Origin of the sequence: Streptomyces sp. NBC_00354 (assembly GCF_036106915.1) — a bacterium.
In the GTDB taxonomy this organism is placed as follows: Bacteria; Actinomycetota; Actinomycetes; order Streptomycetales; family Streptomycetaceae; genus Streptomyces.
In genome coordinates this window covers 1,123,244-1,148,422 of the sequence record NZ_CP107983.1, presented here as the reverse complement: position 1 = coordinate 1,148,422, position 25,179 = coordinate 1,123,244, and the positions used below count along the sequence as shown (strand labels likewise).

The window sequence follows — 25,179 nt, the reverse complement described above, 5'->3', positions numbered from 1 at the left end:
CGGATTCCCCCCGGCCCGCGCGGCTCGGTGGGCCCAATGGCCCACCGCGCTCGCGGGCCGCTGCCGGGCGGTGTCCGCTGGCAGGGTGAAGCAGGCGTTCCCCCTGCCCGGCCGCCGATGGTGGACGGGACTGCCCCCGGCCGCGGGCGCCGCCGTCCTGGCCGCCGGCATCCTCTCCGTCGGCCTGCACCTGATCGGGTCCGAGGTGCTCTCCCTGGCGGCGCTGGTCGTCGCCGCCGCGCTGTGGCTCGTACTCGCCGCCGATTTCACCGCCCGGCTCGTGGGCGACCGGGGCCGCTTCCGGGCCGAGGCGGACACCCCGGCAGCCCTGACGGCCGTGGCCGCCACGACCGTGCTCGGATGCCGGTTCTCCCTGCTGGGGTGGCAGGGCCTCGCCGCCGCCCTGCTGGTGCTGGCGGCGGCGCTGTGGCCCTGGCTGCTGCTCGCCGTCGTACGGCACCGGAAGCGCCGGATGCCGGGGTCCGCCTTCCTCGTCTGCGTGGCCACCCAGGGGCTCGCCGTCCTGGCGGCGATCCTGGCCGCCGCCGTCCACCGTGACTGGCTCGCCCGGGCCGCACTGGCGGCCTTCTGCCTCGGCCTGCTGCTGTACGCGGTGGCCCTCGTCCACTTCGACTTCCGCGAGGTGGTGCGGGGCGCGGGCGACCACTGGGTGGCCGGCGGCGCACTGGCCATCTCGGCGCTGGCGGGATCGAAGCTCACGGCCTCACCCGTATGGACCGGTTCGGCGCACACGGCGCTGCGTACGGCCACGCTGGTGACGCTCGCCCTGTCCCTCGGCTGGTACGCGCTCCTCCTCGCCGCCGAGCTGCGCTACTGGCGGCCGCACTACGACGTCCGGCGCTGGGCGACCGTCTTCCCGCTCGGCATGACGGCCACCGCCTGCCTCTCGGCGGCGGACCCCACCGGGGTGGGATGGCTGAGCCCGCTGGGCGAGGTCCTGCTCTGGATCGCCGTGGGCGCATGGCTGCTGACCTTCGCGGCCCTCGTCGCCGGCCACTCCGGGACCCGGCAGCGCTAAGGAGCGTCGGGGCCGGCCCGCCCGGAAGCCGTTACGGCGCCCGCCACCGCGATCCAGAGGAGCAGGGCCACCGCCAGCGCCAGCGCCCAGCGGGATCCGTGGTGGAGCGTCAGCAGCCCGCCCGCCAGGGCCCCGCAGAACAGCACCGCCACCGACACGAGCCGGCGTACGGCGGTCCGGTCCCACGGCTCGGCGGCCAGGCCCGTCAGCGTCCGGGTGACGACGGTGGTGGTCAGGTCGGGCACGGCCAGCCGGAGCACGACGGCGTTCTGCAGGCCCATGCCGAGCGCGAGCAGCCCCACCACCGGCAGCGGCCCGCCCCCACCCGCCGTCAGCGCGAGCGCCCCGGCCACGAGTACGGCCTGCACCGCCACCAGCGGCGCGAACATCCGCACCGGCTCCCGGCCGCGGCGCAGCCGGCCGGCGGCCGTCGCACCGGCCAGGAAGGCGGCGAGCGCCAGCAGGGAGGCCGTGGCCGACAGTTCACGGTCCCCGGCGAGCGCGAAGCCGAGGAAGACCACGTTGCCGGTCATGTTGGCGACGAAGACGTGGTCGAGCCCGAGGAAACTCACCGCGTCGACCACCCCGCTCACGAACGTCAGCGCGACCAGCAGCGTCGGCAGCACCCCGTGCGGCCCGCTCCCGCCCTCCGGCCCCGGCGGGAACAGCAGCGCGGCCAGTGGCCGCAGGAACCCGCACCGGGCGGCGGCCCTCACCGCGGCGGACCCTCCGCCTCCGGGCCGGCGGTATGGGCCAGGAGCGCGAGCTGCAGCCGGTTCGCGGCGTCCAGCTCGGCCAGCATCCGGCCGACCAGGTCCTTCACCGTGTCCTCGGCCAGCCGCAGCCGCTCGCCGATCTCCCGGTTCGCCAGCCCCTCGGCGACCAGGCCCAGCACCTTCGCCTCCCGCGCCGACAGGACGTCCAGCCGCTCCCGCGCCTGCCGGCGCTGCGCCGCGGCCGGGGTACGCAGGCCGTCCAGGACGTCACGCAGCACCGGCGAGGACATCGCGGCATCGCCCTCCTGCACCGCGCGCAGGGCGGCGAGCAGTTCCTCGCGGGGGGCGTCCTTGGGGAGGAAGGCGTCCGCGCCGAGGGCCAGGGCCTGCTCCACGTCCGCGTCGAGCCCGAGGCCCGTCGTGACGACGATGTGCGGGGCGGCACCGGAATCGGGTCTGCGCAGCGCCGCCGTCGCCTCCAGCCCGTTCATCCGCGGCATGTGGATGTCCAGCAGCAGGATGTCCGGCAGGTGCGCCCGTACGGCCTCGACGGCCTCGTGCCCGTCGGCGGCCTCGGCCACCACACGGAATTCGCCGGTCGACTCGACGGACGTCCGCAGCCCCCTGCGCACCACGGGCTCGTCGTCGGCGACGACCACCCGCCCCACGTGGCCGAATTCCATGCGCGAACCCCGTTCGGAAAGGGACGTCCGGCAGAAACCGTACCCGCCGCAGGAGCGGCATCGACCGAACGACCCGGGCCGAGGAGACTTGCCGCGTGGCGACTGTCAGAGGCCGTCAGTAGGGTCCCCTCATGGCATACACGTTCCAGGTGACCATCGATTCCGCCGACCCGCACCCCCTCGCCGACTGGTGGGCCGACGCCCTCGGCTGGGAAGTGGAGCCGACCGACGAAGAGTTCATCCGCAAGATGGTCGCCGCAGGCCAGGCCACCGAGGACGACACCACCACCCACCGGGGAGCCCTCGTCTGGAAGGTCGGTGCCGCCATCCGCCACCCCGAAGGGATCGAGCGCGCCCCCCGAGTCCTCTTCCAGCTCGTCCCCGAGCCGAAGACGGCCAAGAACCGGGTCCACCTGGACGTCCGTACCGGCTCCGACAACCCGCAGGAAGTCGTGGAGCGCCTGATCGCCAAAGGCGCCCGGCACCTGCACGAGGGCCGCCAGGGCCCCTACACCTGGACCACACTCGCCGATCCGGAAGGCAATGAGCTCTGCGTCTCGCACTAGTGCTGTGACCGGCAAGGTCCACCGGGTCGCGATGCCCTGCACGGCACCTCGCGGCGTTGTCGGACCGCGCAAGTACGTCCAGTACGAGCCGCGGCCCTACGCCTTGCGATGCACCGCACCGGACGCCGCGCCCCGGCAAACCTTTCCGGCCACAGCACTAGAGGGCCCTAGGCTGCGCACGTGAACGTCATCCTCTTCGGCGGAACCGGAATGCTCGGCCGGGGTGTTCTGCGTGAGTGCCTGCGCGACGACACCGTCACGGCCGTCCTGTCCGTCGGCCGCACCCCGCTCGGCGTCTCCCACCCCAAGCTGCGCGAGCGCATCCAGGACGACCCGTCGGACCTCTCCGCACCGGACCTGGACCTGGCCTCGTACGACGCCTGCTTCTTCTGCCTCGGCGTCTCCGCCGTCGGCATGAAGGAGCAGGACTACCGCCGCATCACGCACGACCTCACCCTCGCCGCGGCCCGTCCGCTCGGCGCCGCCAACCCACGGCTGACCTTCGCCTACGTCTCCGGGGAGGGCACGGACAGCACCGAGCAGAGCCGTTCCATGTGGGCCCGCGTGAAGGGGGAGACGGAGAACGACCTGCTCCAGCTGCCGTTCCAGGCCTACATGTTCCGCCCCGGCCTCGTGCAGCCCGTACGCGGCGTGCCCTCCAAGACCCTCCTCTACCGCGCCGCCTACCTGGTCACCGCGCCGCTCTTCCCGCTGCTCCGCCGCGTCGCGCCGAACCTCGTCACCACCACCGAGGCGCTCGGCCGCGCGATGATCAACGTCGCGAGGCCCGGAGCCGACGTCCGCACCCGCATCCTGCGGCCCCAGGACATCAACCGCCTGGCCCAGAGCCCTCCGGACCAGCGATAATTCAGTACCGGGCACATCCTCCCGCACGTGAGAATGAACCATCTCGAACCGGGAGGAACCCCATGGGCCACAACCAGGCCTACCCGACGCTGCACGACCTGCTGCCGCAGCAGGAGCTGGCGGCTGCCATCGACGCAGGGCACGTCACCCGCAAGTCGCACCCCGAACTGCCGCTGTCCATCTACACGTACACGCGGACGGCACAGTACGGGCGCGTCTGGAACCAGGTGACCACGCGCTGCCGCGGACTCGTCGCCGACGACTCCACCGGCGCGATCGTCGCCCTGCCGCTGCCGAAGTTCTTCAACGTCGGCGAGCACGAGTCCGGCCAGCCGTACGCACCGGCCCTGCCCGACGAGCCGTTCGAGGTGTACGACAAGGTCGACGGCAGCCTCGCCGTGGTCTTCCACTACGCGGGCAGCTGGCGCGTCGCGTCCAAGGGATCCTTCATCAGCGCCCAGGCCACCTGGGGCGGGCGCCACCTCGACGCCCGTGACACCTCGGCACTCGTCCCCGGCGTGACCTACCTCGCGGAGATCCTGTACCCGCAGAACCGTATCGTCGTCGACTACGGCGACCGCCGGGATCTGGTGCTCCTCGCCGCGTTCGCCCTGGACGGCACCGAGGTCCCGCTCGCCGAGGCCGCGGTCCACTGGCAGGGGATCGGATCCGTCGTCACGGTGTGGCCCGCCATGCCGCTCGCCGAGCTGCTGGCGCTGGCCGAGTCGAACACGCTGCCCGGCGGGGAGAGCGCCGCCGGCACCGACGCCGAGGGATTCGTGCTGCGGTTCGCCTCCGGCGTGCGCGCGAAGGCCAAACTGTCCGAGTACGTACGCCTCCACAAGCTGGTCACCGGCGTCACCGAGCGGGACATCTGGCGCAGCCACGGCATCGAGCGGTTCGCCGGCCTGCCCGTCAAGGAGCTGGCGCAGGGCCTGCACTGCACCGTCGCCGACATCGAGGCCGCGGGCGGCAAGCCGATCGACGCGCTGCTGGAGCAGGTGCCGGACGAGTTCGACACCTGGGTGCGCGAGGTGGTCACCCGCCTCGAGGACGCGGCGGCGCAGCGCGAGCGCGCCATCGACGAGGCGTTCGCACAGCTCGCCCCGCTGGCGGGCGACCGGGGCGCGTTCGCGCGCGCCGTGCGGGCCCTGCCCGACCGCCGGATCCGCCCCGCGATGTTCCTGCGCCTGGACAACCGGTCCACCGAGCTCGTCGTATGGCGGGACGTGCGGCCGGAACCGTCCGACCCCTTCACCACCGATGAGGAGAACTGACCAGTGTCCGAAGACCCCGCACGCCCCGTCGTCCATGTCATGACGGGGTTGCCGGCCTCGGGGAAGACGACGGCCGCGCGCGCCCTGCAGGCCGAGGCCGCGGGCCGGATGCGCCGCGTCAACCTGGACGACCTGCGGGCCATGCTCGACCTGCCCGACCCGGAGCGCGGCCGCTCGTACCGGCACGAGCAGACGGTCCTGGCCGTCCAGGACGCGGCGGTGCGCGCGGCCGTCGACGACGGCTTCGACGTGGTCGTCGACAACACCCACCTGACCTCCCGCATCCCCAAGCGGCTCAAGGCGGCGGTCGCCGGACGGGCCACCTTCGTCGTGCACGACTTCACCGACGTGCCGGTGGAGGAGTGCCTGCGCCGGGACGCCGCGCGGGAGCGGCCGGTCGGCGAGGAGATCATCCGGATACTCAACGACAAGCACATGAGCGCCAAGCGGGGCGGCTGGCGGCTCACCGCGGAGTGGCTGAACGACCAGCCCACCGTCGAGCCGTACGTGGCCGACCCGGCGCTGCCCTCGGCGGTGATGTGCGACATCGACGGGACGCTCGCGCTGACCGGCGACCGCAGCCCGTACGACTTCTCGCGCTGCGAGATCGACGCGCTCAACGAGCCGGTGCGGTACGCGCTGGACGCCTTCCGGCGCGCCGACGGCGACACCATCGTGCTGCTGTCCGGGCGCGGTGAGGAGAACCGGCCTCAGACGGAGGCGTGGCTGGAGCGGCACGAGGTGCCGTACGACGAGCTGTGGATGCGCCCCCTCGGGGACACGCGCCGCGACGACGTGGTGAAGGCGGAGCTGTTCGACGCGCACGTGCGGCACCGCTTCGCGGTACGGGTGTCGCTGGACGACCGGGACCGGGTGGTTGCGGTCTGGCGCCGGATGGGCCTGCCCACCTGGCAGGTCAACTACGGCGACTTCTAGGCGCCGGCGGGCACGGGCGGGCACGGGCGGCGCAGGCAGCTGCCCGTGCCCGCTCATACTGGGGCCATGAGCGTGTTGATCGTGGACGCCGCGAACGTCGTCGGTTCCGTACCGGACGGCTGGTGGCGGGACCGGCGGGGCGCGGCCGAGCGGCTGCGCGACCGCCTCGCGGAGCGGGACCCGGCCGCGGGCGGGGCAATCGAGGGGATCGGGGCGATCGAGGAGATCGTCCTCGTCGTCGAGGGCGCCGCCCGCGGCGTCGAGTCCGTGCCCGGAGTACGGGTGGACTCGGCGCCGGGGAGTGGTGACGACCGGATCGTCGAACTGGCCGCCTCCTTCGCGGAGCGCGGCTGTGTCGTGGTCACGGCGGACCGGGAACTGCGCGAGCGGGTCCGGGCGTACGGGGCGGAGTGTGTGGGGCCGCGTACCGTACGCCCGGCGGGCTGACCGGAAGGGTCAGTCGCACCACTTCACGTGGTCCAGGTTCTTGACGTAACGGGCGGTGATCCAGGCCTGCTTGTGCTCCTTGCGGTTCTTGTGCTCCTTGCGGTCCTTGCGGTTCTTGTCCTTGCGGTTCTTGTGCTCCTTGCCGTCCTTGTGGTCCTTGTCGGCCAGCCCGTTGCGCAGGTCGTCCCCGTCCCGCCCGTCCTGCTCACCGCGACCGCTGTCCTCATCGCTACCGCTGTCTTCATCGCTACCGCTGTCTTCATCGCTACCGCTGTCTTCATCGCGACCGCTGTCCTCATCGCGACCGCCGTCTTCATCGCGCCCGTCCTGCTCTTTGTGGTCCTCCTTGATGTGCAGGCGGTACCAGATGTTGTTGCCGTCGATCGTCTCGCCGTACGTCTTGCACACGATGGCGACCTTGTGGTCCGGCTTCACGTGGCCCACGACGTCGGCACGGGTGTTCGGCTTGCTGCGGATCTTGAGCGGGCCCCGCGAGATGATCTTGCCGACGGTGTATTTCTTGTCGTTGTAGGTGCCGGACTGATCGTTCTCCGGCTCGAGAAGGACGGCCTCGTGCGACGGTGTGTCGTACGTCGGGCCCACGTCCGCGGCGGCGGCGCCCGCGCCGACGAAGCCGAGCACCAGGCTTCCGGCGGTGAGAGCGAGGACGGTCCTGGTGGGCTTCTGCATGTGCAGGCTCCTCTACGAAGACATCCGCCCGGCCGCGGTCTGCCGCGGGCCGGGGCGGCAACCAGTCGGTCGCCACGGTCGACTATGGCGAGACCGGGTCGTACCGACCCGGTGACGCACCGTCGTTTCGCCCGAAATGGTCAATAAGTTCCCCTTGGGCCCCGGTCGGACCCTCGCGATGCCGCTCAGCCGAGGCACCCGTTCGAGGGACTCCGGTGTCCCCTACATCTGGCTAGCATTTCTGTCAGTGCTCGTCGTGCGGTCCCACACGGGTTCGCACGGTCGCGCGCGTCCGACGAGGAGGGATCCGATCATGCAGATCGACAATGGCGTGGTGGCGAGCGAGATTCCCGGCGCGGTATGGGTCAAGAGCAGTGCCAGCGTGGGCAACGGCAACTGCGTGGAGGTCGCCGCCCTGGCGGGTGGCGCCGTGGCGATGCGGAACTCGCGCTTCCCCGACGGTCCCGCCCTGGTGTTCACTACCGCCGAGATCGAGGCGTTCATCGACGGCGCCAAACATGCGGAATTCGATCATCTGACCGGATGACACCTCAAGCCGAGGCCACGGCTTGAGGGGCAGGGGGAGGCGGCCCATGCTGTGACGGACCATCGCCGCAGTCATAGGGAGTTCTGATGCCCGCCCTCCCTGAGCCGCTGCCCGAGCCCGTCGCTCCCGTCCTGCCGATGGGAAACGATCCGGCCCGGGCGGCGGCCGACCGCTTGCTGGGACAGGAACTGCGCAGGTGCCGCGAGGCCCGCGGCCTGACCCTGCGCCAGGTCGCACCGGTCATCCGCGGATCCGTGTCGAAGATCAGCCGGCTGGAGCGCGGCGAGAGCCCGCCGAAACCGCGCGACGTAAGGGATCTCGCCCGGTACTACGGCGTCGACGCCGAAGAGCTGCGGGCGATCGAACGGCTCCTGGAACACGCGCAGGACTCCGAGTGGTACGAGCAGTTCAGCGACGTCACCCCCGATTTCCTCAGGCGCCTGATCCAGCTGGAGGGCGACTCCGAGGAGATCTGCGTCTACGAGAACCTCGTCGTCCCCGGCATCCTCCAGACCCGCGACTACGCCCGGTTCATGGTCCGGGCGGTCATGCCCGGCGCCGACCCGGACGAGGTCGAACGGGTCGTCGAGCTGCGCACGGAACGGCAGCTGCGGCTGATGGACAGCCCGCTGCCCCGGGTGACCGCCCTGCTCGAGGAAGGCGTACTGCACCGCCGCTGCGGGAACGCGGCCGTGATGCACGAACAGCTGAACCACCTGCTGCGCGCCGGCGACACCGACAAGGTGAGCATTCGCATCCTCAGGATGACCCGTGAGTACGGAGCCACACCGCCCTACCCGATCACGCACCTGAAGTTCCGCGACGGGGAGCACGCCGAGCTGGCGTACGTGGAGCACATCAACGGCGCGAACTACGTGACGAGGCCGCGGGCCCTCGACGACTACCGCAACGCCCTGAGCAACCTGCGGAACGCGGCGGCCTCCAAGGACGAGAGCGTCGAGCTGATCCTCGAGGCGAAGCGCCAGTTCGGCGACGGAAGCGAAGGCAGCGCCGGCTAGGCCGCGTCCCCACGCCGTCAGGGGAGCCGGCCGGCCGGTCTCAGAGGCGCCCGACCCCGCCCCACTCCACCCAGTCCCGCGGCCGGTTCCCCGGGGGCGGCGGCGGGGTGTCGGGCCGCCAGTCGACCACGTCGACGAGCCCGGGCCCGAGGACGTCCAGCCCGTCGAAGTACCGGCGCACCTCATGGGTCTCCCGTACCCGGCCCCAGGTGCCGTGCGTGGTCACGTCCATGAGTCGCGTCACGTCGCTGCGGACGACCGGATCGTCGCTGACGAGCTGGCAGATCACCATGAAACTGCCCGGCGGCAACTGCGCGGCGGTGTTCCGTACGACTGCTGCCGGATCGTTCTCGTCGTCCGTGTCCCGCAGGCAGTGCAGCACGGAGACGAACAGGGCCGCGATGGGCCGGTCCCAGTCCAGGAAGCGGTCGGTGTCCCGCCGGATCTCCCGGGTCAGCCGCAGGTCCTTGGACAGGACGAGCGTGCGGCCGTCCTCGTGCAGGGTGGTCTGGGCGTGCGCCAGGACCATGGGGTCGTTGTCGATGTACGCGACCTTGCAGCCGGGATCGGCCCGCTGCGCCACCTCGTGCACGTTGTCCTGCGTGGGCAGACCGGAGCCGTGGTCGAGGAACTGCCGGATCCCGTACTCCTCGACCAGGATGCGCACGACGCGCCGCAGGAACGCCCGGTTGTTGCGGGCCAGGAGCTGGGTGCTGGGGGCGATCTCCAGCAGCCGGGCGCAGGCCTCGCGGTCGCTCGCGTAGTTCTCCACCCCGCCCAGCAGCCAGTCGTACATCCGGGCGACGCTCGGGGTGTGCATGTCGATGAGGGGGGTCTGCGGGTGTGCGGGCGGGTGTCCCGACGGGTTCTGCGGCGACTCCATGGGCGCTGTCCCTCCGGCTGAGGTGACCGCCCATGGTAGGCAGTCGGCCGCGGGCCGGCCACCACCCGTACAGACGTACGCGCGGCCGTGCCCGCCCCCGAACGGGCACGGCCGCGCGGCGGGGCCCCGGGGGGCAGGGCCGGTGCCGGCTTGGTCCGGCTCAGGGAAATCTACGCGCGGGGTCCGCCGGGCTCGCCCATCCACAGGGTGAAATCCGCCTACCCCGTTGGGGGGTCACCCTGTACAACCAAGGGTGTACTCAGGGGGGTTGACGTGCAGGTGTCCGCACATCCGGCGATGGTCCGGCTCCGCGCCGCGCTGCCGGCCGTCGGCGAGATCGTGTACGCCATGGGCTCGCTCTGGATCTCGGCCACCATGCTCCGCAACTGGCCCGACCCCAACGGCTACTGGCGGGACACCGACGCACTGGCCTACGCCCTGCTCGCCGCGGTCTACCTGCCGCTCGTGCTCCGCCGCCGCTTCCCGGTCGCCGTCCTGATCAGCACCGCGCTCTGCACCGGCTGCTACTTCACCCTCGGCTACTACCACGCCGTCGCCGTGTGCGGCCTCGCGCTCGCGCTGTACACCGTCGCCTCCCTCCGCGAGCGGCGAGTTTCGGCCAGATGCGCGGTCGGTGCCCTGCTCGTCCTGCTCTGGGGGACCCGGCTCGCCGAACCGGGCATCGGCCCGCTCAGCGTCGGCTTCGTCACCGTGACCACCATCGTCTGCTGGGTGACCGGCGACGGCGCCCGGCGGCTGCGCGAGCTCACCCGGCAACTGCGCCGGGAACAGGAGGAGAAGGCCCGGCGGGCCGTCATGGAGGAGCGCATCCAGATCGCCCGCGAGCTGCACGACGTCATCGCCCACCACGTCTCGGTGGTCTCCGTCCAGAGCGGCCTCGCCGGATACGTGTTCGCCTCAGACCCGCCGACCGCCCGCCGGGCCCTGGACATCATCGGGGACAGCGCCCACGAGGCCCTGGCGGAGATGCGCCGGATGCTCCTCGTACTCCGTGAGGACGGCCGCGCGCCCGCCGAGCAGGATCCGCCCCGGGTGTCCGGGCTCGGGCGCCTCGACGAACTGGTCAAGCGGGTCGCCGAAGCCGGCGTGCCCGTAGACGTCCGGATCACGGGGACGGCGTACGCGCTGCCGCCCGGGATCGACCTGTGCGCGTACCGCGTCGTCCAGGAGGCGCTCACCAATGTGATCAAGCACGCCCCGGCCGCACACACCACCGTCCACGTGCACTACGCGCAGGATGAGGTCTCGGTACGCGTCAAGGACGACGGAAGCGGCCGCACGGAGGCCCGCGGGGTGCATGTTTCGGCCGCCGCCCCGGGATCCGCCGGTCAGGGCTTGATCGGCATGCGCGAGCGGGCCACGATCTACCACGGCACGGTGACCGCCGAACCTGCACCGGAAGGCGGCTTCGAGGTCAGACTCCGGGTCCCCGTCCCCCGGGCCGCCACCGGCGCCCACGCCTAGGAAAGAGGCGGTCATGCTGCGTGTGCTCGTCGTCGACGACCAGTTCCTGATCCGGTCCGGGCTGTGCGCGCTCCTGGGCGCCGCGCCCGGCATCGAGGTCGTCGGTGAGGCGGCGGGCGGCGAGGAGGCCGTCCGGCTCGCCGCCGAGACGCGGCCCGACGTCATCCTGATGGACATCCGGATGCCGGGCACCGACGGCATCGCCGCCACCGAGCGGATCCTCGCCGAGGCGGGGGCCGATGCCGATGCACCGGCCGGGGCCGGCGCCGGTGCCGGCCCCGGCGCCGGGGCTGAGCCGGCGCGGCCCAAAGTGCTCGTGCTCACCACATTCGACTCCGACGCGTACGTCTTCCGGGCCCTGCAGGTCGGGGCGAGCGGCTTCCTGCTGAAGGACACCCCGCCCGAACGGCTACTCACCGCCATCGCCACCGTCCACGCGGGCGAGATGCTGTTCAGCCCCCACGCGCTGCAGGGGATCATCGCCGCGTACGCCGCCCCGGTCGCCCGGGACCCGCATCCCGGCCTGGCCGCCCTGACCCCGCGCGAGCGCGAGGTGCTCGGCCTGGTCGGAGCGGGCCTGTCCAACACCGACATCGCCGAGCGGCTCGTCCTCAGCGCCGCCACCGTCAAGACGCATGTACACCGCTGCATGAGCAAGCTCGGCGTGTCCAGCCGCGCCCAGGCCGTGGTCCTGGCCCACGAGTCCGGCCTCGTCGCCCGCCTGCCCTGACCCCGGTTCCCGACGGCCGGAACGGGCCCCCTCCGGATGCGCGGGCCCGGGCCCGCCGCCACAGTGGGTCCCATGGGTATCGATGACTACAGCGGCGGCCCGGGGGCCCAGCAGACCGGCGTCCTGGTCGTGACGACGAACGACGTCCCCGGCTACCGGGTCGAGCAGGTCATCGGTGAGGTCTTCGGCCTCACCGTCCGCTCCCGCCACCTCGGCAGCCAGATCGGCGCAGGCCTGAAGTCGATGATCGGCGGTGAACTCAAGGGCCTGACCAAGACCCTGGTGGAGACCCGCAACCAGGCCATGGAGCGGCTCATCGAGGCAGCGAAGGCCCGCGGCGCGAACGCGGTCCTGATGATGCGCTTCGACGTGACCGACGCCTCCGACGTCGGGACCGAGGTGTGTGCGTACGGGACGGCCGTCGTGATCACCCCCGCCTCCACCTGATCCCCTCATCCGCCACGTAAGTCCAGGACGGGGCTCTGCTTTGTCCATGGGCCTGTGGCGGTGCGGTCCGCAAGCTGACAGGTCAGTGAGCGGACCGCGGGCCTCCGGGCCGTGCGGTCTTCCGCCAAGGAAGCGCCGACTCCCGGAGGCCCGATGCGTACCCCCTTCCGGCCGACCGCAGCAGCCGCGGTCGCCGGTCTCCTCGCCACCCTGGTCGTCTCCGTGCCCGGGCCCGCCGCCGCGGCGGCCGCCGCCCCCCTGACGATCAGCTCGAGCGAGCTGTCCGTCGCCGTGGACAGCGGCTTCCCCCGGGTCGTCAGCTACACCCGGCGGGCCACCGGGGACGTGCTGAACGGCAACGAGGACGCCCTCTCCGCGATCGTCGTCAACGGGACCGCCTACACCCCCGCCGTGACCTCCGCCCCGTCCGTCTCCGCCGTGGACTACGCGTTGTCCTTCTCCGGGGTGACCATCAGATCCCGGCTCTCGGTGACCGGTTCGGTCGTCGAGTTCAAGGTCACCGCGATCGAGGACACCCCCGCCCTGCGCGTTCGCAGCTTCGCGATCCCCGACCACAACCTCGTCAGCGTCCGCAGCGACCAGCCCGGCGCCGCGCTGGCCACGGCGAACATGCACACCGCCACCACCGGCACCGGGGACACCTTCACACCCGTCACCGCGAGCACCCCCGTGGACCCCGCCGCGACGACCGTGATGTACGGGCTCGCCAACACGGCCGAGCTCGCCGCGGCCGTCGATTCCAACTCCCTCTACGACACCCCCTCCGGCGGCACCGCCCGGGAGAACGGCCGGATCAGCAAGCGGGTCACCGACAAGGGGGCCTACCGTCGCGCCGGCCTGTGGAGCGGAGCCTGGCTCTACCGGGCCGCGGGCGCCGCCGACACCGACACCGAGCCGCTCCCGTACGCGCGGATCGCGATCACCGGGGACCGCAACGGTGACGCGACCGTCGACTGGCAGGACGCCGCCGTCGCCTACCGCGACATCTGGACCCCGCCCACCGGGTGGCAGCAGACCGCCGACCGGGTCGTGCAGCGCATCCCCTTCAACTTCGCCTCCCAGGCCACGCACCCCTTCGCCGAGACCCTCGACGAAACCAAGCGCGTCAGCCTCGCCACCGACGGCCTCGGCCAGTTCGTCCTCCTCAAGGGGTACGCCTCCGAGGGCCACGACTCCGCACACATGGACTACAAGAACATCGGCGCCAAGCTGGGCGGCGCCATCGACCTGAACGCCCTCACCACCGCCGGCCACGCCTACAACGCAGACTTCGGCGTCCACATCAACGCCACCGAGGAGTACCCGGTCTCCGCGACCTTCGACCCGGCCCGTCAGAGCGGCGGACTCGGCTGGGACTGGCTCGACCAGTCGTACTACGTGGACACGCGGAAGGACGGCCAGTCCGGCGAGCGGCTGAAGCGGCTCCAGGACCTCAAGACGGCCGCGCCCGGGCTCGACTTCCTCTACGTGGACGTCTGGTACGGGGACGGGTACGTGTCACGCAAACTCCAGCGTGAGATCGGCGGCCTCGGCTTCCAGCTCGCCACCGAGTTCCCCAACACCCTGACCGAGCAGTCCCTCTGGCACCACTGGGCGGCCGACGTGAACTACGGCGGCAGCGATCTCAAGGGCATCAACTCCACCATCGCCCGGTTCGTCGCCAACCACGCCAAGGACGACTGGATCGCCGGAAACCCGCTGCTCGGCGGGGCCGAACTGGCCGCGTACGAGGGCTGGCAGGGCAAGAAGGACCACACCGCCTTCCTGAACACCACCTTCGCCGTCAACCTGCCGACCAAGTACCTCCAGGAATCCCCGATCGTGAAGTGGACGGCCAACTCGGTCACCCTCGCGAACGGCACCACCGCCACCACTGCCGGCAACACCCGGAAGATCACCACCGGCGGGCGCACCGTGCTCAGCGGCGGCAGCTACCTGCTCCCGCGCGACGGAAAGCTCTACCACTGGAACGACAAAGGGGGCTCCACGACCTGGACCCTGCCCGCAGGCTGGTCCGCGCCCAAGCTCTACCAGCTGACCGACACCGGTCGCCGGCTGGTCGGCGACCTCCCCGTCACCGGCGGCCGGATCACGGTCAACGCCACCGCGAAGACCGCCTACGTCGTCACCAACGACGCCGCGCCCGCCCAGGCCGACCCGAAGTGGGGCGAGGGCACCCCGGTCGAGGACCCCTCCTTCTACGCGGGCAACCTCGACGCCTGGACCGTCACCGGGACCGGCGCCGCCGTCGCCCGCAACGCCCAGGGCCAGAACGAGCTCACCTTCGCCGCCGGGACCGCCCCCGCCGTCTCCCAGCAGCTCACGGGCCTGACGCCCGGCACCTACGCCGCCTCCGTCTGGGTCTCCACACCGGCCGGCCGGGCCGCCACTCTCGACGTCACGCCCGCAGGGGGCAGTGCGGCCTCCGTGTACGCCGACTCCTCGCCCCTGACGAACAACCTGGGCGGCAGCGAGAAGAACGGCACCAGGATGCAGCGCATGAAGGTGCTCTTCGACGTCCCGGCAGGCCAGTCCGCCGCTACCCTGAAGCTCTCCGCCGCGGCCGGATCCGGCACCGTCCACCTGGACGACGTACGCGTGGTCCGCTCCGCCCGCACCCCGCTCGGCGGCCACACCTTCGCCGAGGACTTCGAGAACGCCGACGCCGGCTGGGGCCCCTTCGCCTTCGGCGGCGCAGGCGGTTCCGCCACCGACCCGCGCACCCACCTGGCTCAGCGCAACGCCCCGTACACGCAGGCAGGGTGGAACGGGAAGCTCGTCGACGACGTGATCGGCGGGCAGAACTCCCTCAAGTCGCACGAGGAGCGCACCGGGCTCGTCTACCGCACCCTGCCCCAGACGCTGCGGCTGACGCCGGGGCACGCGTACAAGGCCGCCTTCCACTACGAGAGCGGCTTCAGCGGGGACTACCGTTTCATCACCGGCTCCGGCAGCACCGAGACCGCCACCGCGCTGGACCAGGCCCGTACGCCCACCGCCTTCAGCACCACCTTCACCGCCGGGGCCGACGCCTGGATCGGCGTGCGGAAGGTGACCCCGGAGGACTCGCACAACGAGGCCGACCTGGTCCTCGACGACCTGACCGTGGACGACCTCGGGCCGGTCGGCGGCGGTGAACTCCTGGTGCCGCAAGGGCAGATGAGCGTCCAGGCCGTCGACAGCGAGGAGACCGCCGGCGAGAACGGCGCCGCCGCCAACGCCCTGGACGGCGACGCCTCCACCATCTGGCACACGCAGTGGTACGCGGCCACCGCGCCGATGCCGCACGAGATCACCCTGGACCTCGGGGCCTCGTACGACGTCTCGGCCCTCCACTGCCTGCCCCGGCAGACACAGAGCAACGGCCGCATCGCCGACTACCAGGTGTTCACCTCCACGGACGGGGCGAACTGGGGGACGGCGGCAGCCGCCGGGACCTTCCCGAACACGACGGCCCGGCAGGACGTCACGTTCACGCCCCGCACCGCGCGCTATGTGAGGCTCAAGGCCACGAGCGAGGTGGCCGGCAACCCGTGGAGCTCGGTCGCGGAACTCAACGTCGGTTACCGGCTCCCGTCGGCTACCGCTTCCAGAGGGTCACTTCGGTGAGGTACGTCGGGACCTTGTACTGCGTGTCGGTCGAGTCTTCGACCGTGACGATCTTGACCATGGCGAGGTTGCCCTTGGAGGTGACGGTGCACAGCAGGTCGCCCGCGACGATGGCGCGGTCCGCGCCGATGAGGTCCGCCTCCCGCAGCCGGTCGGGCATCGGGTTGGTGGCTGCCCCGGTCTCGCACTGTTCGGGGGTGGGACCCTTGCTCTTGCCGAACGAGGTCGAGAGCTGGACGTCCGAGTAGCCCATGTCCAGCTCCCGGTCGCTCCCGCTGATCTCTCCGGTCAGAAGGCCGGCCACCTTGGGGAAGTCGAGGTCGACGTCGTTGACCTTGCCGAACTCCCTGGGCGCCAGGAGCTTCAGCGGCTTGTCCTTGTACACCACGGTGTAGGTGCGGCCGGAGGGTGAGGCGGAGGCGGAGGCCGAGGGGCTCGGGCTGCCGGACTGCGCCGCCGGCGCCGCTGCCTCCTTGGGGGCGTCTGCCGTCTTCCCCTTGTCCCCGCCCGCGGTCTGCCGGGTGCCGTCGTCCTCGCTGCGCGTGAGGTACCAGGTGCCGCCGGCGGCGAGGGCGAGTACCAGGACGCCCGCGCCGACGACCAGGGGCATCCGGCTGCGCGCGGGGGCGGAGGCGGGGGCCGCCGCCGGTGCGCCGTAGGCAGGGGTGGGGCCGGGGGCGGTGGGCGCGCCGTACACCGGGGGCTGCGGGCTGCCCGCCGGGCCCTGGGTCGGCGCGTACGCCACCGGGACCGGTCCGGACGCCTGCGTGGGCGCGTACGCGGGCTGCGCGGGCTCGGGGGTCCGGGTCGGCGCGTACGCCGGCGGGGGCGGGGCCTGCGCCGGAGACTGCACCGGGGCCGGCGCCTGCGCCTGTGCCTGCGCCGACTGCTCGCGCCGCGCGATCTCCGCGGTCAGCGGCGCGGGCAGCCAGCCGTCGAAGTCGCGCAGGTCCCGCCCCGCCGTCTGGCTGCACCACTCGGCGAGCTCGGTCGGCCGGGGCCGCTTGTCGGCGTCGGAGTGCAGGCAGCGCTCCAGCAGCTGGCGCAGCGGGTCCGGGTAGCCGCTGAGATCCGGAGCCTGCTGGGGGGTGTTGGCTATCGCGGCGGCGATCGAGAGTCCCGCGCCGTCGCCGTACGGGTGGCGGCCGGTGGCCACGACCGCGGCGATCAGACCCAGCGCGAACACGTCGGTCGCCGAGGTGACCGTCCGGCCGAGGGCGTGCTCGGGAGACATGTACTGCGGCGTCCCGATGAACCCGCCGCTGCGCGTGAGTTGGGTGGTGTCGGTGGCCCGCGCGATGCCGAAGTCGATGACCCAGGGGCCGTTCGAGCCGAGCAGGATGTTGCTCGGCTTGAGGTCGCGGTGCACCACCGAGGCGGCGTGGATGGAGTGCAGGGCCTGCGCCGTGCAGCCGATCAGCTGGAAGACCGCGGGCAGCGGCAGGGGTCCGTGGGTCGCAAGGGCGTCGTCGAGCGCCAGGCCCGGCACGAACGCGGTGGCCAGCCAAGGCTGTTCACCGCTGGTGTCGTGGTCGAGGACCGGCACGATGTGGTAGCCCTGCACGCGGCGGGCCGCCTGCACCTCGCGCTCGAAGCGGACCCGGAAGTCCTGCTCCTGGGCGAACTCACGGCGGATGACTTTCAGGGCGACCGGCTGGTTCCCGCGGGTCCGGGAGAGGTAAACGGAACCCATGCCGCCTTCGCCGATCTTCGCGAGCAGCCGGTAACCGGCTATCTCCTGCGGATCGTCCGGCCCGAGCGGTCTCAGTACGGCTTGGTCGGTGTTGGACATGTGGAATCCCCCTAGATGATCACAGGGTTGAGATCCTAACGGGGGTGCCGTCCATGATCGCACCGTGTCAGCGGACCGGGCCCCGTACCGACTGCTGGGCGCGGAAGCGGACCGGAGCCATGCCCACCCGGCGGCTGAACAGCCTGCTGAAATACGCCGGATCGTCGTAACCGACCCGCCGGGCGACCCCGGCGACCGGCAGGTCGGTCCGGGCCAGGAGCTCCTTCGCCCGGCTCAGCCTGATCCCCAGGAGGTACTCCTTGACCCCCTCGCCGGTGCTGCGCCGTACGGCCCCGCGCAGTTCGGGCAGCGGTATCCCGAGCCGGGCCGCGTGCTCGGCCACCGATATGGGCAGCAGCGCGTCCCGGGCCAGGGCGTCCATCACCGCGTCCCCGTGCCGGGACACCTCGGCGCGGGCGTAGCGCAGCGCCACGAGCAGTCCGTGCACGGCCGCGGCGGCCTCCACCTCCAGCAGCGGGCCGCCGCGCCGGGCCGCCCGGACGATCCCGTCGACCACGTGCCGCACCCCCTCCGTGCCGCTCAGCGGCACCAACGGGCGGTCCGGGGTGACGTAGCCGAGGTCGGTGTACGCCTCCACACTGCGGCCCGCGAAGTCCACGAAGCACTCGTCCCAGCCGGTCTGCGGATCGGGGCCGTAGTGGTGCTCCACCCCCGGCACCAGCCAGAGCAGTGCGGGCGCGGACACCGGCTGCGGCGGGCGCCCGCCGTGGCTGAACCAGCCCTGCCCCCGGGTGACGACGACGGCGACGTGGTGGTCCAGGGCCCGCGGTCCGACCACCGGCAGCAGGCCCTGCTGGATCCCGACGCCGAGACAGACCAGGCCGAGCCGCCGGTGGTTGGCGGTGGGGGAGAAGTACCGCATCCAGCTGCTGTACGGGGGGCTGCTGGAGGGGACACTGGGGTGCGGGGGCGTCGGCATCTGCGGATTGTGATCCACCAGGCCCGGGGCTCTCAAGGGGAGGTGGGCGCTCTCAAGGGGATGCGGGCGCCCGGTCCTTCGGCTGCCGCGACTCCTTCCACCGTCGCGTCTCCTTCCGTACGGGCGGCCCCGGCTGCGGGTTCCGGAGCCCGACCGCCAGTCCGGCGACCACCACGACCAGGCCGATCCACACCGGCAGGCCCGGCATCCCGCCGCCCGAGAGTGCGCCGATGGCGGCTGCGGCAAGGGGCGCGACCCCGGTCAGCAGCCCGGCCCGGCCGGCGCCGACGGCGGCCACCGTGCGGTACCAGAGGAGGAACGCCACCGCGGTCACCATGACGGCGAGGTACCCGGCGGCCGCCCACTGGGCCGGACCGATGGCCGACAGATCGGCGGGGTGCTCGGTGAGCAGCGTCAGCACCCCCAGCATCACGGCCCCCAGCCATACCGCGTGCACCGACACCCCCCACGGGCCGTGCCGCCGCAGCACCGGTACGGCGAGCAGGGTGAAAGCGGCCTCGCAGGCGAGTGCGAGCGCTGCCCAGGCCACCCCGGCGGCGTCCGTCCGGCCGGTGCCCTCCACGAGGACGGCCCCGGCCACCACCACGGGGGCGGCGAGCAGGATCCGGCGGCTGGGACTGCGGCCCTCCAGCAGCGGGCCGAGCACCCCGAGGAGGACCGGTACGGAGGCCACCGCGACGGCGATCACGGCCGGTTCGGCATGCGCGACGCCGCGTACGACGGCGACGTTGAACAGCACGAGCCCGGTGGCCGCGATCCCGGCCAGCCACAGCCACTCCCGGCCGCGCGGCCGCAGGACCGGCACCCGGGCGGCCCGGGCGAACACGAGCAGGAGCAGGGTGGCGGCCGCGTAGCGGACGGCTTGCGTGGCGAACAGGGGGGCGTGGACCAGGGAACGGGAGACGGTGACGCTGCTGCCGACCAGCACCATGCCGATGGTGCCGGGGGCGAGGTCGCGCAGCGCGCCGGGGGAGGTGTTCATACGGCCCAGGCTCTGCCAGCATTGGACCCATGGACAGTGCCGAAGAGCATCGATCCAAGGGGTCCAAAAGGACCGAGGCCGTCAGCGGCTCGGACTTCCTGCAGCTCGACATCGGCCAGGCGCCACCGGGCGGCCGTACCGAGTGGCTGACGGCCCGCATCCGCGCCGCCATCGCCGACGGCACGCTGCCGGTGGGCAGCAGGCTCCCCGCGGGCCGCGTGCTCGCGGCGGAGCTCGGCGTCTCCCGCGGGCTGGTCACCGAGGCCTACCAGCGACTGACGGACGCCGGCCAGGTGCTCGGCCGCGGCCGCTCGGGCACGATCGTGGTCGCCGCGCCGCCGACCACGACGGACCTGCGCGCCCCGGATCCGTCCGCCCCGACGGGGCCGGCCGGGCAGCCCGGACCGCTCCGTCCCGGCGGATCGCAGCATCCGGCCGGGCCGTTCGTCCCGGCCGTGCCGAGCGCGCCGGTCGTCGATGCCCTGCGGGGCGTGCCCTGCCGGATCGACCTCTCGCCGGGGGTGCCCGACCTCACCGCCTTCCCGCGTACGGCCTGGCTCCAGGCCGAGCGCCGCGTCCTGGCCGGGCTCACCGCCGCCGACTTCGGCTACGGCAACCCGCAGGGCACGCCCGCCCTCCGGGCGGCGGTCACCGGCTGGCTGGCCCGCAACCGCGGGATCCGCGCCGACCCCGACGAGGTCGTCGTCGTCGCGGGCGTCGCCCAGGCGCTGGGCCTGCTGGCGCAGGTGCTGCGCGAGGACGGCGTACGGCGGGTCGCGGTGGAGGACCCCGGCTCGCTCGGAGCACGGCAGCAGCTGGAGTACGGGCGGCTGGAGACGGTGCCCGTACCGGTGGACGGGAGCGGGCTCGACACCGCCGCGCTCCGGGCGAGCGGAGCCGGGGTGGTGCTGCTGACCCCGGCACACCAGTTCCCGACCGGGGTCGTGCTCGACGGGGAGCGCCGCCGGGAACTGCTCGGCTGGGCGGCGGCCGGGGGACTGGTCATCGAGGACGACTACGACGCCGAGCACCGCTACGACCGCGCACCGGTCCCCGCCCTGCGCGCCCTGCTCCCCGAGGGGGTCTGCTACGCCGGGAGCGTGTCCAAACTGCTCGCCCCCGCGCTGCGCCTCGGCTGGCTGCTGGTCCCGCCGCGCCTGCGTGACGCGGTGGTCGCCGCGAAACGCTACGCCGACCTCGGCAATCCGGTCCTCGCCCAGCTGGTGCTGGCCCGGCTGATGGATTCGGGCGAGCTGGAGCGACACCTGCGCTTCGTCCGGCGACGCCACCGCCGCCGGCGCGACGCCATGCTCCGGGCCATCGCCGCGCACCTGCCGGGCGCCCGGGTCCACGGAGCGGCGGCGGGCCTGCACCTGATGGTCACCTTCGACGGCGCGGCCTTCGACGACACCGCCCTCGCGGCGGCGGCCCTGGCCCTCGGGGTCAAGGCGCACCCGCTGTCCTGGCACCGCATCCGGCCGGGTTCCCCGGGGCTGGTCCTCGGCTATGCGGCGGGCCCGCCGGGCGAGCTGGAGGAGGGGATCGCCCTCCTCGGCCGGTCCCTGGCCCGGCTCCGCTGAACACCGCGCGCTTCCGGCCACGGCATACCCCCTCGGGAGCCGCCGAAGCGGAACTTTATGCTCGGGTGCATGCACCACGCGTCCGCCCCCGACATATCCGTGATCATCGCCGTCTACAACGCGATGCCTTACCTGAACGAGTGCCTCGACTCGGTGCTCGGGCAGACCCTGGGGGCCGACCGCCTGGAGGTCGTCGCGGTCGACGACGGTTCCACCGACGGCAGCGGCGCCGAACTCGACCGCTACGCCGCCCGGTACCCGCAGCTGCGCGTCCTGCACCAGCCGAACTCCGGCGGCCCCGGTGGGCCCCGCAACCGGGCCCTGGACCTGGCCCGCGGCCGGTACGTCTTCGTCCTCGACGCCGATGACTACCTGGGCCCCGAGGCACTCGAGCGGCTGCTGGACATGGCCGAGTCCCAGGGCAGCGACGTCGTGCTCGCCAAGCAGGTCGGACTCGGCCGGACGGTATCGGACAAGGCCCACCGGCACGCCGAGGAGGCCGACCTCTACACCTCGGAGGTCTACCGCTCGCTCCACTCGGCCAAGCTGATACGCCGCCAGGTCATCGAGGACGCGCACCTGCGCTACCCGGACGACCTCTGGTACGGCGAGGACCAGGTCTTCGTGACGGGGGTGTTCCTGGCCGCCGGGAAGATCTCGGTCGTCGGCGACTACGACTGCTACTTCCTGCGGCTGCGTGACGACGGGCAGAACATCACCGCCCGCGCCCGTACCGCGGGCGAGACGGTGGTGCACATCGAGCGCGTCATGGCCCTGGTGGCCGAGCGGGTGCAGGACCCGGTGGGACGGCGCCGCATGCTCGGCCGGCACTTCCGCAGCCTGCTGCGCACGGCGCTGCGGCCGGCCGCCCTGGCCCGCCACGAGAACCCCGGCTTCACGGCCGAGGTGTACGAGCGGGCCCGGGCGCTGGTGCAGACGTACTGGAAGCCGGACATGGGCGGCGAACTGCCGCGGATCGACTGGATCCGGCTCTACGCGTTCGCCTGCGGCCCGCTGCCCGCCTTCGAGCAGCTGATGGAGTACGACCCGGCGAAGGAGCCGACGCCGCAGGAGATCGTCGACAACGGCCGCGTCTACCGCTGCTACCCGCTGTTCCGGGACCCGGCGGCGGGCTTGCCGGACGTGCTCTTCGACGTGACCGAGAACCTCAAGACGCTGCACCGGCTGGCGTCACTGACCTGGCAGGGCGGCCGCGTACGGCTGACCGGCCACGCGTACATCCAGACGCTCGGGACCGGCCGCATGGAGAGCGAGCTCGTACTGCGGGCGCGGGAGACGGGCAGCGAGCACCTCGTGGCGGTCCAGGCCCGCCCCGCGCCGGAGCTCACGGAGCTGGACCCGGAGCTGACGATGGCCGGCTTCCTGGCGGAGCTCGACCTGACCACGGTGGCCGGGGGCGGGCCGATCCCGCCGGGAACCTGGGACTGCTTCCTGAACGTCCGGGCCGACGGGGTCACGCGCACCGTCCGGCTGGGCCGCCGGCACGCGCCGGAGCTGGACCGGACCGCCCGCCGGGCCAAGGTCGTCGCCCGGGACCCGGGCGGCGCCACCGAACTCGCGGCCGCCGCCTTCTTCACCGCGTACGGGAACCTGAGCTTCGAGGTGGTCCGCAGGATCCCGCTGCCCACGGCCCCGCTGCCCACGCCCTGACAGAAGTCTTTCGCAGGAAAGTTTTTTGCAATCGGCGGCAACCTCGTGGCGGGTCGCGCGTCGTGCGGGGGTGAAGGGCGGCATTCCGCGTCCTCGCACCGACCGTGACCCGACCGTGGAGAACCACTGTGATGAACCTGAAGCGCGTCCCCCTGACCGTCCGCCGGGCGGCCGTCACCGCTGCCGCCGCCGGGGCGGTCCTCGCGCTCGCCGGACCCGCCTTCGCCGCACAGGGGGCCTCGGCCACCCCGTCGCCCGCCCCCAGCGCGCCGTCGAGCGCGATGCCGAGCGCCGCGCCCAGCCCCTCGCGCAGCGTCCCGCCGACGGTGGCGCCGAGCGCCCGGCCGACGCCGTCGCGCAGCGTTCCGCCGTCCTCCGCGCCGAGCGTGCTGCCCACGGCCCAGCCCAGCGCGGTGCCCACGGCGGCCCCTTCGCCGGCCGGGGACGAGCTCGCGCACACCGGCTCCTCCGCCACCACCGCCGCCATCGGAGCCGGGGCCGCCACGCTCATCGCCGCCGGCGCCGGCACCCTCTACGCCGTACGCCGCCGCGCCAACGGCTGAGAACCCGGGAAACCCGTGCTGCACCTCGTTCAACCCGCACCGTCCGCACGCCCCTTCACGCTCGGCCCCGGCCGGGCGTGGCGGGGCTTGTGGACGTTCGTGCTGCGCCGCGAGCGCGCCAACCCGCCGACGCAAGCGCAGCCGTACGATCCCGGGTACCGGGGGACCCGGCCCGGGTCGGCGTACGACACCGCCCTGCGCGGGGATGCGCCGCAGACGCAGCCCACCGTCTCCGAGCTCTACCACGCACACCGGCTGCGCATGGTCCGGCTGGCCGTGCTGCTCGTCGACGACCTGGCCACCGCCGAGGACGTGGTCCAGGACGCCTTCACGGCCCTGTACCGGCGTCACGGGGAGCAGATCAGCGAGGTCGACAACGCGCTCGGCTATCTGCGCACCGCCGTCGTCAACACCTCCCGGTCCGTGCTGCGCCGCAGACGCACGGCCCGCGCGTGGACCCCGCCCGCGGCGGCCGACATCCCGTCCGCGGAGGACCACGTCGTCCTCGACGAGGCACACCGCGAGGTCCTCGCCGCACTCGGCCGGCTGACCCCGCGCCGCCGGCAGGTCCTCGTACTGCGCTACTGGGCCGAGCTCAGCGAGGCGGAGATAGCGACCACCCTCGGGATCAGCCGGGGCGCGGTGAAGTCGAACGCGAGCCGCGCCCTGGACGCGCTGGAACGGATTCTGGAGGGACGGATATGACGCACGGCGAACGCCCAATCGAACGCAGGCTGCGCCAGGCCCTCGACGCCCGCGCCGGCGGGATCACCGTCCGCGAGCTGCGCCCCGCGGATCCGCCGGGCCCGCATCTGCGCCGGCTGCCGGCAGCGCGGCTGCGGCTGAGCATGCGCCGGTTCGCGCTGCCGCTGGCCGGACTGGCCGCGGCTGCCGCCGCCGTGGCCGGGTACCTCGTACTGGCCCCGGACTCCGCCCCGCCCCGCCCGGTGCCGCCGGCCTCGCCGCCCGAGATCACCGGACCGGGGCCGACACCGGATTCCCGTACGGGCACGGGTGCTCCGCACCCCTCGGTGGCGCCGTCCCCGCTGCCCTCCAGGGCCCCCGGGACCCGCTCGGCGCGGCCGCCCGAGCCGACGCCGACCCCGTCGGGTGCGCGTTCGGCCTCGCCGTCGAGGTCCGTTCCCCCGTCCGCCGTGCCGTCGTCCACCCCGGTGTCGTCCTCACCGCCCCCGAGCGCGGGACCCTCCAAGAGCTAGGCGGTGTTCTCCACCGCCGCGACGAGCGGGGCGAGTTCCGGGTTGCGCGCGGCCTCGTCCAGGGCCTCGCGCAGCGCCGTGTCGTTGGTCGGCCGGGCGGCGGCCAGCAGGGTCAGGCCGGCCTCGCTCACGTCGGTGTAGATGCCCCGCCGGTCCGTGTCGCAGATGTAGCGGTTCAGCAGCCCGCGGTCCTCGAGCCGGGTGACCAGGCGGGTCGTCGCGCTCTGGCTGAGCACCACCGAGTCGGCCACCTGGTGCATCCGCAGGTGGCCGCCCGGGCCGCTGTGCTGTCGGCTCAGTACGTCCAGCAGCGAGTACTCGCGCACGCTCAGGCCGTGTCCGGCCTGCAGGGCCCGCTCGATGTGCGCCTCGATCCGCCCGTGCAGGAGGGAGAGGGCGCACCAGCCCTGGGCGAGGCCCGTCAGTGCGCTGTCGGTGGCCGTCATGGGCT

25 protein-coding genes are annotated in these 25,179 nt (G+C 72.9%); 17 read left to right on the top strand and 8 right to left on the bottom strand.

Annotated features, from left to right (window positions below; genetic code table 11):
• The first annotated feature begins 85 nt into the window (after positions 1–85).
• Positions 86–1,039, top strand: a complete 954-nt coding sequence (locus OHT74_RS05455) for a tellurite resistance/C4-dicarboxylate transporter family protein (RefSeq protein WP_328619538.1) — start codon at positions 86–88, stop codon at positions 1,037–1,039.
• Here the strand turns inward: OHT74_RS05455 and OHT74_RS05450 are convergent.
• Complete coding sequence (locus tag OHT74_RS05450) at positions 1,036–1,755, bottom strand: YoaK family protein (protein WP_328619537.1); 720 nt, start codon at positions 1,753–1,755, stop codon at positions 1,036–1,038. The two genes, OHT74_RS05455 and OHT74_RS05450, sit on opposite strands and share 4 nt — an antisense overlap.
• Positions 1,752–2,438: a response regulator transcription factor gene (locus OHT74_RS05445; RefSeq protein WP_328619536.1), complete on the bottom strand. Its 687-nt coding sequence runs from the start codon at positions 2,436–2,438 to the stop codon at positions 1,752–1,754. Before OHT74_RS05445 ends, OHT74_RS05450 begins: the two co-directional genes overlap by 4 nt.
• A 131-nt stretch (positions 2,439–2,569) precedes the next feature.
• Here OHT74_RS05445 and OHT74_RS05440 point away from each other — a divergent pair, with 131 nt between their 5' ends.
• The 5 genes from OHT74_RS05440 to OHT74_RS05420 all read left to right on the top strand — a co-directional run bounded on the left by OHT74_RS05440 (position 2,570) and on the right by OHT74_RS05420 (position 6,531).
• Positions 2,570–3,004, top strand: coding sequence for a VOC family protein (locus OHT74_RS05440; protein ID WP_266661181.1), 435 nt, complete (start codon positions 2,570–2,572; stop codon positions 3,002–3,004).
• Positions 3,005–3,184: 180 nt separating this feature from the next.
• Positions 3,185–3,871: an epimerase gene (locus OHT74_RS05435; protein ID WP_328619535.1), complete on the top strand. Its 687-nt coding sequence runs from the start codon at positions 3,185–3,187 to the stop codon at positions 3,869–3,871.
• A gap of 62 nt (positions 3,872–3,933) precedes the next feature.
• Positions 3,934–5,148, top strand: a complete 1,215-nt coding sequence (locus OHT74_RS05430; protein WP_328619534.1) for an RNA ligase — start codon at positions 3,934–3,936, stop codon at positions 5,146–5,148.
• Positions 5,149–5,151: 3 nt separating this feature from the next.
• Positions 5,152–6,084: a phosphatase domain-containing protein gene (locus OHT74_RS05425; protein ID WP_328619533.1), complete on the top strand. Its 933-nt coding sequence runs from the start codon at positions 5,152–5,154 to the stop codon at positions 6,082–6,084.
• Between the two features lie 66 nt (positions 6,085–6,150).
• Positions 6,151–6,531 (top strand): NTP pyrophosphohydrolase, encoded by a 381-nt coding sequence (locus OHT74_RS05420; protein ID WP_266661173.1) that lies wholly within the window; start codon positions 6,151–6,153, stop codon positions 6,529–6,531.
• 9 nt (positions 6,532–6,540) lie between these two features.
• Here the strand turns inward: OHT74_RS05420 and OHT74_RS05415 are convergent, their stop codons facing one another.
• On the bottom strand, positions 6,541–7,221 hold the full coding sequence (locus OHT74_RS05415) for an SH3 domain-containing protein (protein ID WP_328619532.1): 681 nt from the start codon (positions 7,219–7,221) through the stop codon (positions 6,541–6,543).
• A gap of 313 nt (positions 7,222–7,534) precedes the next feature.
• Between OHT74_RS05415 and OHT74_RS05410 the strand changes: the two genes are divergently transcribed.
• Both OHT74_RS05410 and OHT74_RS05405 read left to right on the top strand, forming a co-directional pair.
• On the top strand, positions 7,535–7,768 hold the full coding sequence (locus OHT74_RS05410; RefSeq protein WP_266661169.1) for a DUF397 domain-containing protein: 234 nt from the start codon (positions 7,535–7,537) through the stop codon (positions 7,766–7,768).
• Positions 7,769–7,854: 86 nt separating this feature from the next.
• Entirely contained in the window at positions 7,855–8,787 is a 933-nt protein-coding gene (locus OHT74_RS05405; RefSeq protein ID WP_328619531.1) for a helix-turn-helix domain-containing protein, read from the top strand.
• Positions 8,788–8,827: 40 nt separating this feature from the next.
• Here OHT74_RS05405 and OHT74_RS05400 read toward each other — a convergent pair whose 3' ends face one another.
• Positions 8,828–9,670 carry an SAM-dependent methyltransferase gene (locus tag OHT74_RS05400; RefSeq protein WP_266998677.1) on the bottom strand — a complete coding sequence of 281 codons (843 nt, stop codon included), beginning with the start codon at positions 9,668–9,670 and terminating at the stop codon, positions 8,828–8,830.
• Between the two features lie 273 nt (positions 9,671–9,943).
• Between OHT74_RS05400 and OHT74_RS05395 the strand changes: the two genes are divergently transcribed.
• The 4 genes from OHT74_RS05395 (at position 9,944) to OHT74_RS05380 (ending at position 15,962) form a co-directional block, all read left to right on the top strand.
• Complete coding sequence (locus OHT74_RS05395; RefSeq protein WP_328619530.1) at positions 9,944–11,155, top strand: sensor histidine kinase; 1,212 nt, start codon at positions 9,944–9,946, stop codon at positions 11,153–11,155.
• 13 nt (positions 11,156–11,168) lie between these two features.
• The gene (locus tag OHT74_RS05390) at positions 11,169–11,885 is read left to right on the top strand and encodes a response regulator transcription factor (RefSeq protein WP_328619529.1); all 717 of its coding nucleotides are present in this window, start codon (positions 11,169–11,171) and stop codon (positions 11,883–11,885) included.
• Between the two features lie 72 nt (positions 11,886–11,957).
• A complete protein-coding gene (locus OHT74_RS05385) occupies positions 11,958–12,332 on the top strand; it encodes a YbjQ family protein (protein ID WP_266661159.1) in 375 nt (124 codons plus the stop codon).
• A gap of 153 nt (positions 12,333–12,485) precedes the next feature.
• A complete protein-coding gene (locus OHT74_RS05380; RefSeq protein ID WP_328619528.1) occupies positions 12,486–15,962 on the top strand; it encodes an endo-alpha-N-acetylgalactosaminidase family protein in 3,477 nt (1,158 codons plus the stop codon).
• Here OHT74_RS05380 and OHT74_RS05375 read toward each other — a convergent pair.
• The 3 genes from OHT74_RS05375 to OHT74_RS05365 all read right to left on the bottom strand — a co-directional run bounded on the left by OHT74_RS05375 (position 15,934) and on the right by OHT74_RS05365 (position 19,697).
• On the bottom strand, positions 15,934–17,754 hold the full coding sequence (locus tag OHT74_RS05375; protein ID WP_328619527.1) for a serine/threonine-protein kinase: 1,821 nt from the start codon (positions 17,752–17,754) through the stop codon (positions 15,934–15,936). The genes OHT74_RS05380 and OHT74_RS05375 overlap by 29 nt on opposite strands.
• 67 nt (positions 17,755–17,821) lie before the next feature.
• Positions 17,822–18,694, bottom strand: a complete 873-nt coding sequence (locus tag OHT74_RS05370; RefSeq protein ID WP_328619526.1) for a helix-turn-helix domain-containing protein — start codon at positions 18,692–18,694, stop codon at positions 17,822–17,824.
• 52 nt (positions 18,695–18,746) lie between these two features.
• On the bottom strand, positions 18,747–19,697 hold the full coding sequence (locus tag OHT74_RS05365) for an EamA family transporter (RefSeq protein WP_328619525.1): 951 nt from the start codon (positions 19,695–19,697) through the stop codon (positions 18,747–18,749).
• Between the two features lie 29 nt (positions 19,698–19,726).
• On the opposite strand from OHT74_RS05365, the gene pdxR reads away from it, so the two are divergent.
• From pdxR to OHT74_RS05340, 5 genes are all read left to right on the top strand, one after another.
• Complete coding sequence (gene pdxR / locus OHT74_RS05360; RefSeq protein ID WP_328619524.1) at positions 19,727–21,277, top strand: MocR-like pyridoxine biosynthesis transcription factor PdxR; 1,551 nt, start codon at positions 19,727–19,729, stop codon at positions 21,275–21,277.
• A 69-nt stretch (positions 21,278–21,346) separates the two neighbouring features.
• Positions 21,347–22,948 carry a glycosyltransferase family 2 protein gene (locus OHT74_RS05355; RefSeq protein ID WP_328619523.1) on the top strand — a complete coding sequence of 534 codons (1,602 nt, stop codon included), beginning with the start codon at positions 21,347–21,349 and terminating at the stop codon, positions 22,946–22,948.
• A gap of 131 nt (positions 22,949–23,079) precedes the next feature.
• A complete protein-coding gene (locus tag OHT74_RS05350) occupies positions 23,080–23,511 on the top strand; it encodes an LAETG motif-containing sortase-dependent surface protein (RefSeq protein WP_328619522.1) in 432 nt (143 codons plus the stop codon).
• Between the two features lie 15 nt (positions 23,512–23,526).
• Entirely contained in the window at positions 23,527–24,216 is a 690-nt protein-coding gene (locus OHT74_RS05345; RefSeq protein WP_328619521.1) for an RNA polymerase sigma factor, read from the top strand.
• Positions 24,213–24,728 (top strand): hypothetical protein, encoded by a 516-nt coding sequence (locus tag OHT74_RS05340; RefSeq protein WP_328619520.1) that lies wholly within the window; start codon positions 24,213–24,215, stop codon positions 24,726–24,728. The genes OHT74_RS05345 and OHT74_RS05340 overlap by 4 nt, the downstream gene beginning before the upstream one ends.
• Here OHT74_RS05340 and OHT74_RS05335 read toward each other — a convergent pair.
• Positions 24,725–25,174, bottom strand: a complete 450-nt coding sequence (locus OHT74_RS05335; RefSeq protein ID WP_266661139.1) for a MarR family winged helix-turn-helix transcriptional regulator — start codon at positions 25,172–25,174, stop codon at positions 24,725–24,727. The two genes, OHT74_RS05340 and OHT74_RS05335, sit on opposite strands and share 4 nt — an antisense overlap.
• Positions 25,175–25,179 lie beyond the last annotated feature (5 nt).

Bases quoted from the DNA above. Each gene is read 5' to 3' on its own strand.
- OHT74_RS05445 (WP_328619536.1), bottom strand. From the start codon at position 2,438: ATGGAATTCGGCCACGTGGGGCGGGTGGTCGTCGCCGACGACGAGCCC.
- OHT74_RS05440 (WP_266661181.1), top strand. From the start codon at position 2,570: ATGGCATACACGTTCCAGGTGACCATCGATTCCGCCGACCCGCACCCC.
- OHT74_RS05430 (WP_328619534.1), top strand. From the start codon at position 3,934: ATGGGCCACAACCAGGCCTACCCGACGCTGCACGACCTGCTGCCGCAG.
- OHT74_RS05420 (WP_266661173.1), top strand. From the start codon at position 6,151: ATGAGCGTGTTGATCGTGGACGCCGCGAACGTCGTCGGTTCCGTACCG.
- OHT74_RS05415 (WP_328619532.1), bottom strand. From the start codon at position 7,221: ATGCAGAAGCCCACCAGGACCGTCCTCGCTCTCACCGCCGGAAGCCTG.
- OHT74_RS05410 (WP_266661169.1), top strand. From the start codon at position 7,535: ATGCAGATCGACAATGGCGTGGTGGCGAGCGAGATTCCCGGCGCGGTA.
- OHT74_RS05405 (WP_328619531.1), top strand. From the start codon at position 7,855: ATGCCCGCCCTCCCTGAGCCGCTGCCCGAGCCCGTCGCTCCCGTCCTG.
- OHT74_RS05400 (WP_266998677.1), bottom strand. From the start codon at position 9,670: ATGGAGTCGCCGCAGAACCCGTCGGGACACCCGCCCGCACACCCGCAG.
- OHT74_RS05390 (WP_328619529.1), top strand. From the start codon at position 11,169: ATGCTGCGTGTGCTCGTCGTCGACGACCAGTTCCTGATCCGGTCCGGG.
- OHT74_RS05385 (WP_266661159.1), top strand. From the start codon at position 11,958: ATGGGTATCGATGACTACAGCGGCGGCCCGGGGGCCCAGCAGACCGGC.
- OHT74_RS05380 (WP_328619528.1), top strand. From the start codon at position 12,486: ATGCGTACCCCCTTCCGGCCGACCGCAGCAGCCGCGGTCGCCGGTCTC.
- OHT74_RS05375 (WP_328619527.1), bottom strand. From the start codon at position 17,754: ATGTCCAACACCGACCAAGCCGTACTGAGACCGCTCGGGCCGGACGAT.
- OHT74_RS05370 (WP_328619526.1), bottom strand. From the start codon at position 18,694: ATGCCGACGCCCCCGCACCCCAGTGTCCCCTCCAGCAGCCCCCCGTAC.
- OHT74_RS05365 (WP_328619525.1), bottom strand. From the start codon at position 19,697: ATGAACACCTCCCCCGGCGCGCTGCGCGACCTCGCCCCCGGCACCATC.
- pdxR (WP_328619524.1), top strand. From the start codon at position 19,727: ATGGACAGTGCCGAAGAGCATCGATCCAAGGGGTCCAAAAGGACCGAG.
- OHT74_RS05355 (WP_328619523.1), top strand. From the start codon at position 21,347: ATGCACCACGCGTCCGCCCCCGACATATCCGTGATCATCGCCGTCTAC.
- OHT74_RS05350 (WP_328619522.1), top strand. From the start codon at position 23,080: ATGAACCTGAAGCGCGTCCCCCTGACCGTCCGCCGGGCGGCCGTCACC.
- OHT74_RS05340 (WP_328619520.1), top strand. From the start codon at position 24,213: ATGACGCACGGCGAACGCCCAATCGAACGCAGGCTGCGCCAGGCCCTC.
- OHT74_RS05335 (WP_266661139.1), bottom strand. From the start codon at position 25,174: ATGACGGCCACCGACAGCGCACTGACGGGCCTCGCCCAGGGCTGGTGC.